We start from the raw sequence: 14,519 nt of genomic DNA on the forward strand, positions 1-14,519 counted from the left end.
GCTTATGGGCAAGACCCTCTTCGATTCGCCGTCGTTTGCGAACCATGAAGGCGTCCACGCCTTTACCGACGAGAAGACCGGTCTGAAGGCCATCGTCGCCGTCCACTCGACCGCGCGGGGCCCGGCCTGTGGCGGGACGCGCATGTGGAACTATGCCTCGGCCGAAGAGGCGCTGGAGGATGTGCTGCGTCTGTCCAAGGGCATGAGCTACAAGAACGCCATCGCCGATCTGGAGATGGGCGGCGGCAAGTCGGTCATCATCGGCGATTCCAAGACCCAGAAGACGCCCGAACTGTTCCACGCCTTCGGTCGTGCGGTCGATACCTTGGGCGGCATCTATTATGCGGCGGAAGACGTCGGGGTGTCGGTGTCCGACATCGCCGAGGCCCGCAAGGTCACCCCCTATGTGCTGGGCCTGTCCGACGGCCCCGAGGCGTCGGGCGACCCCAGCCCGGTGACGGCCGAGGGCGTGTTCCGCTCGACACTGGTCGTGGCGCGCCGCCTCTGGAAACAGGACGACCTGACCGGCCTGACCGTCGCCCTGCAAGGCATCGGTCACGTTGGTGGTTATCTGGCCGACAAGCTGCATGCGGCGGGTGCGAAGCTGGTCATGACCGATGTCAACACCGCCCTGCTGGCCGAGGTCGCGGCCCGCACCAATGCCGAGATCGTGGCCCCCGACGCCATCTATGACGTCAAGGCCGACATCTATGCCCCCTGCGCCCTGGGCGCGACGCTGAACCCCCAGACTCTGGACCGGCTGACGGTCAAGGCGGTGGTCGGTGCCGCGAACAATCAGCTGGCCACGCCGGACATCGGCGACATCCTGTTCCAACGCGGCGTGCTGTACGCACCCGACTATGTCGTCAATGGCGGCGGCATCATCAATGTGGCGGCAGAGATGAACGCGCGCCTGTCTGGTGGCGCCTATGACCCGGCCTGGGTCGAGGCCAAGCTGGCCCGCCTGATCGAGACCTTCGAAGAGATTCTGGACCGCTCCGCCGCCGAAGGCCGCTCGACCCATCTGATCGCCGACGCCATCGCCGAGGCCCGCATCCAGGCGGCGGCGGATGCCAAGGCCGAACTGCAGCGAGCGGCCTGAGGCCACGCCGGATTCGCAACCGGCGACCTGACGGCTCACTATCGCCTGCGGCCTTCTGATTCGGGCCGGAGACTGCCAGAGCCGACATGACCCGGACCGAACCCAAGCCCAGGCTGGATATCCTTCTGCCGCTGATGGTGGTGGGCTTTGTGCTGGCCACGGCGGCCCTGGCCTATCCGGCCTTGAGGGCGGACCCTGCCAGCGCACCCGGCCTGATCCTGATCACGGCGGTGGGTACGGTGACGCTTCTGGGCATGCTGGCGTTCGCGCGGGCCGACCGGAAGCCTGCGGCCGACGAAACCCTGCGCCAGATGCTGGATGCCCTGAGCGAACCTGCCGTCGTCGTCTGGGCGACCGGCCAGGTGCTGGCTTGCAACCGGGCCTGGTCCGAGGCCAACGGCACGATGTCGGCCCTGCCCAAGGGCAAGTCCGCCTCAGCCCTCTACATCGCCTTCGCCCAGGCCCGCGCCGGGCATCAGGGCCGGGCCATCGTCGTCATCGGCGAGCGCGAGCAGGAGGTTCTGATCGCCCAGGCCGGGGAGGGGCGTTTCCTCGTAAGGGCAGCCCCGGACACAGCCATCCCTGCACCCGCGCCTGCGCAGGGCACCGTAGCTGCCTCCAACGCGTCCAATCCCGCAGAGAGCCGCGCCATGGCGGCAGGCGCTCCCTTTGGCTCGGCGGTCATCGCGGCCGACGACCTGTTCTCCGGCAAGGTCGAACAGGCCAATGCCGCGCTCGCCCTGCTGACAGGGCCGGCCAGTGCCGCGGACGCCGCCTTCGGCCATCTGTTCGAACCGACGGGTGTCGCAGAGGCGCGAAGCCGTCTGGAGGAAGGATCGTCCGGCCCGATCGAGCTGGTGGCCCGTGCCTTTCCCGACCGCATGCTGCACCTGTATGTCGCACCGGAGGGCGAGGGACGTCGGGTCTGGCTGTTCGACGTCTCGGCTCAGAAGTCGATGGAGCTTCAGCTGTCCCAGGCCCAGAAGATGCAGGCCGTGGGGCAGCTGGCGGGCGGGGTGGCCCACGATTTCAACAACCTGCTGACCGCCATCCAGCTTCAGCTGTCGGAACTGCTGGAGCGGCACCCGGTCGGCGACCCCTCCTACGACGGCCTGAACCAGATCCGCCAGACAGGCATCCGCGCCGCCGATCTGGTGCGCAAGCTGCTGGCTTTCTCGCGCAAGTCGACCGTGCGGCGCGAGCGGCTGGATCTGGGTGAACTGGTCGGGGAGTTTGCGGTTTTGCTGCGTCGCCTGCTTCGCGAGGACGTGCGGCTGGAAACCGACTACGGCCGCGACCTGCCGGTAGTGCTGGCGGACAAGAGCCAGCTGGAGACGGCGGTGATGAACTTGGCCGTCAACGCCCGCGACGCCATGCGCGGCGTGGTCGAGCCGGGCGCAGGGGTCGTGACCATCAAAACCCGGCGCCTGACCGCCGATGCGGCCCGCACCCTTGGCTGGGCCGCACCGACGACCGAGGCCGTCGCCCTGATCGAGGTGTCGGATACCGGCCCCGGCGTGCCGCCCGAGCTGCTGGACAAGATCTTCGAGCCCTTCTTCACGACCAAGGCCGTCAACGAGGGCACCGGCATGGGCCTGGCCACCGTCTACGGCATCGTCGAACAGGCGGGCGGCCACATCGCTGTGACCAATCTGGACGGAGCCGGTGCGGCCTTCCGCATCTTCCTGCCCGAGGCGGCGGAGGCCGAGCTGGCCCTGATCGCGCCGGTCGAGGTCAAGGGCAAGGCTCCGCGCGACGTCTCCGGGACGGGCCGCATTCTGTTCGTCGAGGATGAGGCTTCAGTGCGGCTGATCGCGGCCAAGCTGCTGCGCCAGCGTGGCTATGAGGTGATCGAGGCGTCGGACGGCGAGGAGGCGCTGCTGCTGGCAGAGGAACATGCGAGCACGATCGACATGATGATCTCGGATGTCATCATGCCCGGTCTGGACGGCCCGAGCCTGCTCAAGAAGGCCCGTCCGTACTTGGGCGATGCGCCGGTCATGTTCATCTCCGGCTATGCCGAGAGCGACTTCTCGGACCTGCTTCAGGACGAGACCGGCGTCTCCTTCCTGCCCAAACCGCTGGACATCAAGACCCTGGCCGAACGGGTCAAACAACAGCTGCGAGGAGACTAGCGACGGAGCTTGGCCTTTGGCGCGTTGGATTGAGGTCGCCATGTCGAAGGACCATCCCATGCGTCTGGATCGTCGCGCCCTCCTGACCGGAAGTCTGGTCACGGCCGGACTGTCGGCCATTCCGTTTCCGGCCGTGAGCCGGCCAGCCGAGGCCGTCGCTGATTTTGCCGCTGCCGCTCGCTATTCCGCCGAACGCAGCGGCGTCTCGCTGCTGGTCATGCAAGGCCGTGAGACCCTGTTCGAGGACTATCCGCGCGGGGGCCCGGAACGTTTCTACGAACTGGCCAGCGGCACCAAAAGCTTCAGCGGCATCATGGCGGCCGCCCTCGTTCAGGACGGCCTTCTGACGCTCGACGAAGCCTGTGCCGACACCTTGACGGAATGGCGGGCCGATGCCGTGAAACGTACGGCCACCATCCGCAGCCTGCTGTCGCTGGAGTCCGGTGCCGGCGGCGGTGCCATCGGGCGTCCCGACACCTATGCCGGCTCGGTGGCCGCGCCCTTCGCCGGGCCCGCCGGGACGTTCCGCTATGGGCCTGCGCCGTTTCAGATCTTCGGCGAGATTGTTCGCAGGAAACTGATCGCCGCCGGTCTGGACGACGACGTCCTGGGCTGGATGCAGTCGCGTATTCTGGAGCCCGCAGGCGTCAGTATCGGCAACTGGCGGCGGCGGGACGGCCAGCCGACCCTGCCCTCGGGGGCGCAGCTCACGGCGCGCGACTGGGCACGGTTTGGGCGCTTCGTCCTGGATGGCGGGATCGTCGACGGCCAAGCGAGGCTGGATGCCGCGGCCCTGGCGGACAACTTTCAGCCGTCGGCGGCCAATCCCGGCTATGGGATGAGCTGGTGGCTGTTGCGTCCCGGTCTGATCCCGCCGGCTCCGACGTCACGGATCGACGCCGCGCCGGATAAGCTGGCCCGACTGCCCGATGTCCGCATGGCGGCGGGTGCAGGCAACCAGAGGCTCTATCTGGTGCCGGAGCGTGACCTGCTGATCGTGCGCCAGGCGGACGGCATCCTGCGCCAGGCGAGAGGGCAGGGATTGTCCTGGTCGGACGCCGACTTCCTGAGTCTGCTGCTGCTTTGACGCCAGGTACGGAGGCCATCCGCGCAGCAATGGCTTGCCAGATCGTTCTGGACGTCGTTGCTACCTCGACAGGATTCTCGGGAGATCAACATGCTGCATCGCCGCCACCTTCTTGCCTTCGCCGCCGCCGGGGCCGCGCTGGCAGCATCGGGGATCGCGACCGCCTCGCCGCGCATGCAGTCCGCTTCCGATCCAGCCGAGGCCGCCAAGTTGAATGCTCTGCTGGATCGCATCTTTGCCGAAAGCCTGGCCAGCTCTCCATTCCTGGCCACCTATCTGGGTCTGGACAAGGGCGAGAACGCTTCGGCCAAGCGACAGCTCGACAGCCTCAGCCCTGAGACATTGGCGCGCAACGAGGCCATGACACGCAAGGCCCAGGCCGATCTGGAGGCCATTGACGCTTCCAAGCTGAGCGGCATGGATGCCGTCAATCTGGCGACCCTGCTGTATGCCGGCGGCACCCAGCTTATCGGCTACGACCGCTATGATTTCGGCAATCGGGCCGGGGCCAATCCGTACTGGCTGCATCAGCTGGGCGGGGCCTACCGCGACATCCCCGACTTTCTCAACACCATGCACACCATCGAAACGGTCGAGGATGCCGAGGCTTATTTGTCGCGTCTGGAAGGCATGGCAAAGCTGATGGATCAGGAAACGGCTCTGGTCACCGCCGACATCGCCAAGGGCGTGGTGCCGCCGGACTTCGTGCTGGATCGTACCGTGGCGCAACTGCGGTCGTTCAAGGAACCGTCTCCGGCGGAAAACGGCCTGGTCGGCTCGCTGGTACGGCGCACGGGCGAGAAGGGGCTGGCCGGCGACTGGGCGGCCCGCGCCACGGCCATTGTCACCGACCGCATCTATCCCGCGACGGATCGCCAGATCGCCCTGCTGGAGGCCCAGCGTCCGACGGCCACGCATGACGCGGGGGTCTGGCGGCTGCCCAATGCCGACGGCTACTATGCCTTCGGCATCCGCAACTATACGACGACGTCCCTGTCCGGCGACGAAGTCCATGAGCTGGGTCTGGCTCAGGTGGCCGAGATCACGGCCCGCGCGGATGCCATCCTGAAGGCCAACGGCCGCAGCGAAGGGACGGTCGGCGAGCGACTGTCCGCGCTCGGTAAGGAGCCGCAGTTCGTCTATCCCAACACCGATGCGGGCAAGGCCGAACTGCTGGCCGATCTGAATACCCAGACCGCGGCCATGCAGGCTCGCCTGCCTGAAATGTTCGGTACCCTGCCCAAGTCCACGGTCGACATCCGCCGCGTCCCGCCGGCCATCGAGGCCGGTGCGCCCGGCGGCTACTATCAGGGGCCGTCCCTGGATGGGACCCGGCCGGGGGCCTATTACATCAACCTGCGTGACACGGCCGAATGGCCCAAATGGACCCTGCCGACCCTGACCTATCACGAGGCCATTCCCGGTCACCATTTCCAGATCGCCATCCAGACCGAGGCGCAAGGCATCCCGATGATCCGGCGCATCTTGGGCTTTTCGGCCTATTCGGAAGGCTGGGCCCTCTATGCCGAACAACTGGCCGACGAGATGGGCGTCTATGAGGGCGATCCCTGGGGGCAACTGGGCTATCTGCAATCCCTGCTGTTCCGCGCCACCCGGCTGGTCGTCGATTCCGGCCTGCACCACAAGCGCTGGAGCCGCGAACAGGCCATTCGCTATATGGTCGATACCCTGGGCGATCAGGAATCCAGCGTGACCACCGAGGTCGAACGCTACTGTGTCTGGCCAGGCCAAGCCTCCAGTTACAAGATCGGTCACACCGAATGGCTGCGCCTGCGCGATCAGGCCCGCTCGGCTCTGGGCGACCGGTTTGACATCAAGGGCTTCCACGACACTGCGCTGGCCTCCGGCGGCATGCCGCTGGAAGTGCTGGCCGATGTCGTCGAGCAGTGGACGGAAACGCAGCGGGCCTGAGTCTGCTGCATCCGCACGCCTCGTCATTTCGTAGAATCTTCAGTCGGTATCCGCTGCGGGCATTTCGAAAACGGAGGGCCCGCATCAACACCGGCCCGGGCGGGGCCTGTGCCCCCTCTCCAAGCTCCGCCCGGAACCCTGCTTCCTGGTGCTCGTCGCGGTGTCAGGCCTTGCGCAGTTCTGAGGGCTTGTGCGCGGCCTTGGATCCGGTCTTGTCGCTCTTGACGACGTATTCGGGGTTGTCCTTGGAGGCGGCGACCTTGTGACCCTTGATCTCCGTGGGGCTGGTGACTTTCTTGACCACCTTGCCTTTGGTCGTGCCCTGGCTGTGGTCCCACTTGACGGCATCGCCGGCCTTGAAGGTTTTCTCGGTCATGATCGGGGTCCTGCGTGATGATCAAACGGATCAACGCCGATGCAGGTCAAGCGTTCAGCGACCTGTCGCCGCCATCTTCTGCTCGGCGACCCCAGACTCTTCTGCCAGCCGACGCTCGGCCTCGACCAGCATGGGCCGCATCAGGCTGGCGTCCAGCAGGACGGGCATTTCCAGGAAAACCGCGACCCATCGATCGACCAGCCGCTGCATCTCTTCGTCCATCGGAGGACCACCAGGCACGTTCATGGCGGTAGAACGGTGCCACTCTGTCGGCGTTCACCTTGGCTGTGGGCGGCTTTTTCTGGGCAGGGTTAACGCTGTTCTCGCCTGATGAACCGCCGGGGTTTGCGCCCGCGCCCCCGACCGCTATACCGCCCGCCTAACTCCCCATCAGTCAGAGGCAATCCGCGCATGGCCAAGATCAAGGTCGCCAATCCCATCGTCGACATCGACGGCGACGAAATGACCCGCATCATCTGGCAGATGATCAAGGACAAGCTGGTCTTTCCGTTCCTGGATCTGGAACTCGACTATTACGACCTCGGTATGGAGAACCGCGACGCCACCGACGATCAGGTGACGATCGACGCGGCCAAGGCGATCCAGAAGCACGGCGTCGGCGTCAAATGCGCCACCATCACGCCGGACGAGGCCCGCGTTCAGGAGTTCGGCCTGAAGAAGATGTGGAAGTCGCCCAACGGCACCATCCGCAACATTCTGGGCGGCGTCGTCTTCCGTGAGCCGATCATCTGCTCAAACGTGCCGCGCCTGGTGCCCGGCTGGACCCAGCCCATCGTCGTCGGCCGCCATGCCTTCGGCGACCAGTACAAGGCCACCGACTTCCTGATGCCCGGTGCCGGCACCCTGTCGATCAAGTTCGTCGGCGACGACGGCCAGGTGATCGAGCACGAAGTGTTCAAGTCGCCGTCGGCCGGCGTGGCCATGGGCATGTACAACCTGGATGACTCGATCACCGAGTTTGCCCGCGCCAGCTTCTCGTTCGGCCTGCAGCGCAACTATCCGGTCTATCTGTCGACTAAGAACACCATCCTGAAAGCCTATGACGGGCGCTTCAAGGACATCTTCCAGGACGTGTTCGACAAGGAATTCGCCGCCGACTTCAAGGCCAAGGGCCTGACCTATGAGCATCGCCTGATCGACGACATGGTGGCGGCGGCCATCAAGTGGTCCGGTGGCTTCGTCTGGGCGTGCAAGAATTACGACGGCGACGTCCAGTCCGATATCGTGGCCCAAGGCTTCGGCTCGCTGGGCCTGATGACGTCGGTCCTGATGACGCCGGACGGCAAGGTGCTGGAATCCGAGGCCGCCCACGGCACCGTGACCCGCCACTATCGCCAGCATCAGAAGGGCGAGGCCACCTCGACCAACTCCATCGCCTCCATCTATGCCTGGACGCGCGGCTTCGCCCACCGCGGCAAGCTGGACGGCAATCAGGACCTGATCGACTTCGCCGACACGCTCGAGCGCGTCGTGGTCGAGACGGTCGAGGCCGGTCACATGACCAAGGACCTGGCCCTGCTGGTCGGCGATCAGCAAGGCTGGCTGACGACCGAAGGCTTCATCGACAAGGTCGCCGAGAACCTGACCAAGGCGATGGCGGCTTGATGTAGCGCGCTACCGCTCGCCACGCGGTGGCTCGCTGCTTGAGCTCTTTTTGCGCTATCGCTCGCCACGCGGTGGCTCGCTGCTTGAGCTCTTTTTGCGCTATCGCTCGCCACGCGGTGGCTCGCTGCTTGAGCGCGAGACGTCATTCAACCCCGCCGGATGCGCGTCCGGCGGGGTTCGTGTTTGAACGGGTCACCATTGGGCGCGTTGTGGTCACGCTTCCGCTGGTGGAGGCGAAGAGGGCGAGCACTTGGGCCGACTGATCCGCAATCTGCTGCTGCTGGCCGTCATCGTGGCAGGGGTCAGTTTCTTCATCGCCCCGGTCGTGGCCTTCTATGGCATCCGGTCGGCGGCGGATGCGCGCGACGAACAGGGACTGGTCCGGCTGATCGACTTCGCCGAGGTGCGCCGCAGCCTGCGGCCGCAACTGGGTGAGGGCAACGCCGCCATCGTCGCGCCCGCGCCGTCCTTTCTGGAAAATCCCATCGAGGCCATGCGGCGTCAGTTCGAGCAGGTGCGGCCCGTCGCGGCTCGGCCCAATCCCGACCTCTATCTGAGCCCCGCTGCTCTGGCAGCCCTGACGCGGGGCGAGGGCCGGGGCGCGTCGCGTAGTGACGCCGTTTCGCCCGACCGCCGCGATCCCCTGCCGCGCCTGGCTTATTGGGGGGTAAATCGCACGCGACTGGCGGTGCGCGATCCATCCAGGGCCCAGACCATCTTCACATTCGAACGCAAGGGCCCGTTCGACTGGCGGCTGGTGCACATCGGCCTGCCACCTGTCGAGCCCACCGTGCCGACGGCATCCGCACCCTGAGCCTCGCCACTGGCGCAGGAGCCTGACTTCTGGCAACCCTGACCGTCAGGGGGCGTTTTGACGCCAGAGGGATGCATGATCAAGAAGTTGCTTACCGGCGTCGTGATCGCCGCCGTCATCGGCCTCGCGGGCTACTGGGCGGCCGCGCCCGTCCTGACCGGCCACGCCATCATTCGCGCCGCCGAGCGCGGGGACGCGGCCGCGCTGGAGCGGCTGGTCGACTTTCCGGCCCTGCGCGAAAGCATGAAGGGTGAGCTGAACGACCTCCTGGTCGCCGAGATGCGCAGCGACCCGCGCGTGGTCGAGAACAATTTGGGTGGTCTGGCCACCATGCTGGGCCCGATGTTCATCTCGGGCGCGGTCGATACGGTGGTGACGCCACAGGGCGTGGCCGCCATGGTGACCACCGCCAAGGCCCCGGAGGCGGACGGTGCTGCGCCGTCAGAGCCCGCTAGGGGGCGTGACGAGCCCGACCTGCACAAGGCCTGGGGCTATCGCAGCCTGGATGTCTTTGCCGTCACCCTGACCGACCGCGACCGGCCGGAGAACAGCCTGGCCCTGCTGCTGCAACGGCGAGGCCTGTTCACCTGGCGACTGGCGGCGGTGGACCTGCGGACGGAATAGGCGGGATCAGCCCGCCAGCGCCGCCCGCACCGCCGCCAGACCCTCTTCGGCTCGCGCGCCGTCCGGCGCTCCGCCTTGGGCGAAGTCCGGCTTGCCACCAGCCCCCTGACCGCCCAGTGCCAGAACGGCGGCGCGGGCCAGGTCGGCGGCGTTGACGCGATCCGTCACGTCCGAGGTCGCGGCAACAGTAATCGCGGCCTTGCCGTCGGTGATGCCGATCAGGGCGACGACGCCCGAGCCGACCTGTTTGCGGAAATCCTCGGCCACGCCGCGCAAGCCCTTGCCGTCCACGCCGTCGAGGACGCGGGCGATCAGCTTGATGCCGTTGATCTCTTCCGGCGCGGCATTGGCCGATCCGCCGCCACCGAGTGCCAGCTGCTTCTTCAGGTCGGCGACCTGTTTCTCCAGCGCCTTGCGTTCGGTAGTCAGGGCCTCGACACGGGCAGGGACGTCCAGCGGCTGGATCTTGAAGGTCTGAGCCAGCTTGCGCGCGACCCCGGCCTGGCCTTCCAGATACTGGCGCGCGGCCTCGCCGGTCAGGGCCTCGACGCGGCGGATGCCGGCGGCGATGCCGGTCTCGGACGTGATCTTGAACAGGCCGATGTCGCCGGTGCGGGCCACATGGGTGCCGCCGCACAGCTCGACCGAATAGGGTTTGTCGTCGGTCAGGGATTTGCCGAGCGTCAGGACACGGACTTCTTCGCCATACTTCTCGCCGAACAGGGCGACGGCCCCGGCCTCGATGGCCTCCTGCGGGGCCATCAGTTTCGTTTCGGCGGGCAGATTTTGACGAATGACAGCATTGACCTCGGCCTCGATGGCCTCGATCTGGGCCTGGGTTACCGGGGCGTTGTGGCTGAAGTCGAAACGCATGCGTTCGGCATCGACCAGCTGGCCCTTCTGCGCCACGTGGGGGCCCAGCACATTCTTCAGGGCGGCGTGCACGAGGTGGGCCGCAGAGTGGTTGGCGCGGGTGGTCAGGCGAGCGTCCGGCGCGGCGCGAAGCTGGGCGCGTGTGCCGTTGGTCAGGATGCCTGACGTAACCTCGATCGTGTGTGCATACAGATCGCCGGTGGGCTTCTGCACATCCAGCACGCGGGCGCTGCCGCCCTCCCATTCGATTTCGCCCTTGTCGCCGGCCTGGCCACCGCCCTCGCCATAGAAGGGGGTCTGGTCGAACAGGACCTCGGCCGTTTCGCCGGTCTCGACGCTGTCGGCCTGGCTGCCATCCTTCAGGATCGCCAGCACCTCGCCCGAGCCGTCGACGGCGTCATATCCGGTGAAGACGGTCGGCCCCAGACGGTCCTTCAGCGCCAGCCATTCGCCGGTCGAGGCGGTCTGGCCCGAGCCCTTCCAGTTGGCCTTGCCGCGCGTCTTCTGCTCTTCCATGGCCGCGTCGAAGGCGGCGGTGTCGACGGTGAAGCCGCGACGGCGGGCCTCGTCCTGGGTCAGGTCCAGCGGGAAGCCATAGGTGTCATAGAGGGTGAAGGCCGTCTGGCCGGGGATAACCCCGCCTTCGGACAGGTCGCGCGTGGCGTCTTCCAAGAGGCCCATGCCGCGGCCCAGGGTGGTGCGGAAACGGATTTCTTCCTGCTTCAGCGTGTGCTCGATGGTTGCCTGGGCGCGGGCCAGTTCGGGATAGGCCTCGCCCATTTCGCTGACCAGCGTCGGCACCAGCCGGTGCATCAGGGGATCACCGGCCCCCAGCAGGTGAGCGTGGCGCATCGCGCGGCGCATGATGCGGCGCAGGACATAGCCGCGGCCTTCATTCGACGGGGTGACGCCATCGGCGATCAGGAAGGACGAGCTGCGCAGGTGGTCGGCGATGACGCGGTGGCTGGCGGCGCGGTCGCCTTCGGCCTTCGTCGAGGTGGCGTCTTCGGAGGCCGCGATCAGGGTCTGGAACAGATCGGTGTCGAAGACCGAGTTCTTGCCCTGCAGCACCGAGGTCATGCGCTCCAGGCCCATGCCGGTGTCGACGCTGGGCTTGGGCAGGGAACGGACGATCTCGTCGTTCTCCTTCTCGAACTGCATGAAGACGTTGTTCCAGATCTCGACGAACCGGTCGCCATCCTCGTCTGGCGAGCCGGGAGGGCCGCCGGGCACATGGTCGCCGTAGTCCCAGAAGATCTCGGTGCAGGGACCGCAGGGGCCGCTGTCGCCCATGGCCCAGAAGTTGTCGGCACCGGCGATGCGGATGATCTTGTCGTCACTGAAGCCCGTGACCTTCTTCCAGATCGCGGCGGCCTCGTCATCGTCGATATAGACGGTGACCAGCAGGCGCTTGGCATCCAAGCCGTAGCCTTGCGTCACCAGCTTCCACGCCTGCTCGATGGCGTGCTCCTTGAAGTAGTCCCCGAAGCTGAAGTTGCCCAGCATCTCGAAGAAGGTCAGGTGGCGGGCGGTATAGCCGACGTTGTCCAGGTCGTTGTGCTTGCCCCCGGCGCGGACGCATTTCTGGCTGCTCGTGGCGCGGGGGTAGGGAGGGGTCGCCGCGCCGGTGAAATAGTCCTTGAACGGCACCATGCCCGCATTGACGAACATCAGAGTCGGATCGTTCTGCGGCACCAGCGGCGCGGAGTGGACCTTGGTGTGCGCATCCGCCGCGAAGAAGTCGAGGAAGGTCGAACGGATCTGTTTCAGGCTGGTCATGGGTGTTCGTCTGACGCGCGGGGATTGGGAGAAGTCGCGCCTCTTACAGGGTTTTTCGAGGCGGTGCATCCTCCGCGCCATCGGGCGTTCGCATCGGAAGGCGGCGCGGAGAGAGAGGGATTTGCTGCCGATCAATGCGTCAACCTTAACGCGCTTTAACGACACATGAATGTGACTTCTAGTGGTGCGCGTTTCGCGCCCTTATCGCTTTGGGGCCATTCCGGTCCCGATGGAGGGTGTGATGCGTAACAAAGTCCTTGGGGTAGTGCTTGCCGGGCTGACGATGTCTGTTTCGCTGGGTGCCGCAGCTCCGGTGCCGGCTGTGCAGCAGTATTACCCGGGTCCGGGAGTCTACTGTTTCGGCTATGATCAATGCTATCCCATCGCCTATTCGCGGCAGGTCTTTTCCGACCCCGAACTAACTAATCTGATCGGGGAGGGGTCCGACAACTGTGTGGGAGCTGGCAACCAGATCTATGTCACATCGCCTCAGCTCCCGACCGGTTTCGAGGTCGCGACACCGATGTATGTGTGCAGCGGCTTCGGGCCCTATCTGCCGCCCGACTGGTAAGATCGGCCGCCATCATCGCCTACCATCTTCGGCGATATGAATTCCGCATGAGAAAAAAGGCCGCCCGATCCGCGTGAGATCGGGCGGCCGCTTCGTCCGGCCTGGCCTGGCAGGGTCATGGCGGGTCGCCTGGACCCGACCGGAGAAGGTGGTTTGGACTCCGAAAAACCGGGTCCAAAAAATGCAAAGTCAGATCAGGCTGATCATTCTTTTGGCGCTATCGCTTCCCACGCGGCGGATCGCTACGTGAGCGCCGTCATTGATGCGCTATCGCTCGCCGCGCGGCGGCTCGCTACTTTAGCGCGGTTGATCAGCCCTCCAGATCCTGACCCTCGTCCGGCTCGGGCGTGCCCAGCAGTTCGTCGGCGATCTTGTTGGTGGAGGCGCGCACGGCCTTTTCGATCGACTCGGCGACATCGGGGTTGGCCTTCAGGAAGTTGCGCACATTCTCGCGCCCTTGGCCGATCCGCTGGCTGTCGTAGGAGAACCAGCTGCCGGACTTCTCGACAACGCCCGCCTTGACGCCCAGGTCGATGATCTCGCCCAGCTTCGAAATGCCCTCGCCATACATGATGTCGAAGATGACTTCGCGAAACGGGGGGGCGACCTTGTTCTTGACCACCTTGACGCGGGTGGTGTTGCCCACGACCTCGTCGCGGTCCTTGATCGCGCCCGTACGGCGGATGTCGAGACGGACTGAGGCGTAGAACTTCAGCGCATTGCCGCCCGTCGTCGTCTCCGGGCTGCCGTACATGACGCCGATCTTGTGCCGGATCTGGTTGATGAACAGCACGAGGCACTGGGTCTTGTTGATCGAGCCGGTCAGCTTGCGCAGGGCCTGGCTCATCAGACGGGCCTGAAGACCGGGCAGGCTGTCGCCCATTTCGCCCTCGATTTCGGCCCGGGGCGTCAGCGCCGCGACCGAATCGACCACCACGATGTCCACGGCACCCGAGCGCACCAGGGTGTCGACGATCTCCAGCGCCTGTTCGCCAGTGTCGGGTTGCGAGACCAGCAGGTCGTCCAGATTGACGCCCAGCTTCTGGGCATAGCCGGGATCCAGCGCGTGCTCGGCGTCCACGAAGGCGGCGACACCGCCGGCCTTCTGGATCTCGGCCACCGTGTGCAGGGCCAGGGTGGTCTTGCCGGAGCTTTCTGGCCCGAACACCTCGATCACCCGCCCGCGCGGCAGGCCGCCGATGCCTAGGGCCATGTCCAGACCCAGCGACCCGGTCGAGACCGAGGGAATGGCCTCGGTCGTGCCGTTCTTGCCCAGCTTCATGACCGAGCCCTTGCCAAAGGCACGATCGATCTGTGCGATCGCCGCCTCCAGGGCGCGTTGCTTGTCGCCGTCGTCCTTGCCCACCAACTTCAATGCCGCCTGTGCTGCCACCTTACCACTCTCCCTTGCCATGATTCCCGTTCGGTACCCGTAGAGGGAGAGGCCCGCCTTCGATCCTGTGATCGTGACCCGCTCCCTGTGAGAGGGACTATGTGCACGGTTTGTTCCGGTTGCCAATATGTTCTTTTCGGAGCGCTGAGCGATACGACCATTTCTGACGCATCGGATTTCCGTCCAAAGCACTGATCCAATGGCCAA

12 protein-coding genes are annotated in these 14,519 nt (G+C 65.9%); 8 read left to right on the forward strand and 4 right to left on the reverse strand.

The genetic code is table 11. The annotated features are described in order from the left end of the window. Nucleotides 1-4: 4 nt before the first annotated feature. The 4 genes from ACE3TH_RS09990 (at nucleotide 5) to ACE3TH_RS10005 (ending at nucleotide 6,256) form a co-directional block, all read left to right on the forward strand. A complete protein-coding gene (locus ACE3TH_RS09990; RefSeq protein WP_374599607.1) occupies nucleotides 5-1,102 on the forward strand; it encodes a Glu/Leu/Phe/Val dehydrogenase in 1,098 nt (365 codons plus the stop codon). 86 nt (nucleotides 1,103-1,188) lie between these two features. After that, complete coding sequence (cckA, locus tag ACE3TH_RS09995) at nucleotides 1,189-3,237, forward strand: cell cycle histidine kinase CckA (RefSeq protein ID WP_374599608.1); 2,049 nt, start codon at nucleotides 1,189-1,191, stop codon at nucleotides 3,235-3,237. A gap of 40 nt (nucleotides 3,238-3,277) precedes the next feature. After that, nucleotides 3,278-4,324 (forward strand): serine hydrolase domain-containing protein, encoded by a 1,047-nt coding sequence (locus tag ACE3TH_RS10000; RefSeq protein ID WP_374599609.1) that lies wholly within the window; start codon nucleotides 3,278-3,280, stop codon nucleotides 4,322-4,324. Nucleotides 4,325-4,414: 90 nt separating this feature from the next. After that, nucleotides 4,415-6,256 (forward strand): DUF885 family protein, encoded by a 1,842-nt coding sequence (locus ACE3TH_RS10005; protein WP_374599610.1) that lies wholly within the window; start codon nucleotides 4,415-4,417, stop codon nucleotides 6,254-6,256. A 163-nt stretch (nucleotides 6,257-6,419) separates the two neighbouring features. Here the strand turns inward: ACE3TH_RS10005 and ACE3TH_RS10010 are convergent, their stop codons facing one another. Next, nucleotides 6,420-6,632: a DUF2945 domain-containing protein gene (locus ACE3TH_RS10010; RefSeq protein ID WP_374599611.1), complete on the reverse strand. Its 213-nt coding sequence runs from the start codon at nucleotides 6,630-6,632 to the stop codon at nucleotides 6,420-6,422. Nucleotides 6,633-6,686: 54 nt separating this feature from the next. Beyond that, nucleotides 6,687-6,842, reverse strand: coding sequence for a hypothetical protein (locus tag ACE3TH_RS10015; protein WP_374599612.1), 156 nt, complete (start codon nucleotides 6,840-6,842; stop codon nucleotides 6,687-6,689). A 201-nt stretch (nucleotides 6,843-7,043) separates the two neighbouring features. Here ACE3TH_RS10015 and ACE3TH_RS10020 point away from each other — a divergent pair, with 201 nt between their 5' ends. From ACE3TH_RS10020 to ACE3TH_RS10030, 3 genes are all read left to right on the forward strand, one after another. Continuing rightward, complete coding sequence (locus ACE3TH_RS10020) at nucleotides 7,044-8,258, forward strand: NADP-dependent isocitrate dehydrogenase (protein ID WP_374599613.1); 1,215 nt, start codon at nucleotides 7,044-7,046, stop codon at nucleotides 8,256-8,258. A 250-nt stretch (nucleotides 8,259-8,508) separates the two neighbouring features. Further along, nucleotides 8,509-9,072, forward strand: a complete 564-nt coding sequence (locus ACE3TH_RS10025; RefSeq protein ID WP_374599614.1) for a DUF2939 domain-containing protein — start codon at nucleotides 8,509-8,511, stop codon at nucleotides 9,070-9,072. Between the two features lie 75 nt (nucleotides 9,073-9,147). Further along, entirely contained in the window at nucleotides 9,148-9,696 is a 549-nt protein-coding gene (locus ACE3TH_RS10030) for a DUF2939 domain-containing protein (RefSeq protein WP_374599615.1), read from the forward strand. A gap of 6 nt (nucleotides 9,697-9,702) precedes the next feature. On the opposite strand, the gene alaS is transcribed toward ACE3TH_RS10030, so the two are convergent. Then, complete coding sequence (alaS, locus tag ACE3TH_RS10035; protein WP_374599616.1) at nucleotides 9,703-12,348, reverse strand: alanine--tRNA ligase; 2,646 nt, start codon at nucleotides 12,346-12,348, stop codon at nucleotides 9,703-9,705. A 241-nt stretch (nucleotides 12,349-12,589) separates the two neighbouring features. Here alaS and ACE3TH_RS10040 point away from each other — a divergent pair, with 241 nt between their 5' ends. Continuing rightward, entirely contained in the window at nucleotides 12,590-12,919 is a 330-nt protein-coding gene (locus ACE3TH_RS10040) for a hypothetical protein (RefSeq protein WP_374599617.1), read from the forward strand. A gap of 310 nt (nucleotides 12,920-13,229) precedes the next feature. Here ACE3TH_RS10040 and recA read toward each other — a convergent pair whose 3' ends face one another. Beyond that, nucleotides 13,230-14,312, reverse strand: a complete 1,083-nt coding sequence (recA, locus tag ACE3TH_RS10045; RefSeq protein ID WP_296166533.1) for a recombinase RecA — start codon at nucleotides 14,310-14,312, stop codon at nucleotides 13,230-13,232. Between the last annotated feature and the right edge of the window lie 207 nt (nucleotides 14,313-14,519).

This window comes from Brevundimonas sp. (assembly GCF_041919755.1).
Taxonomy (GTDB): domain Bacteria; phylum Pseudomonadota; class Alphaproteobacteria; order Caulobacterales; family Caulobacteraceae; genus Brevundimonas.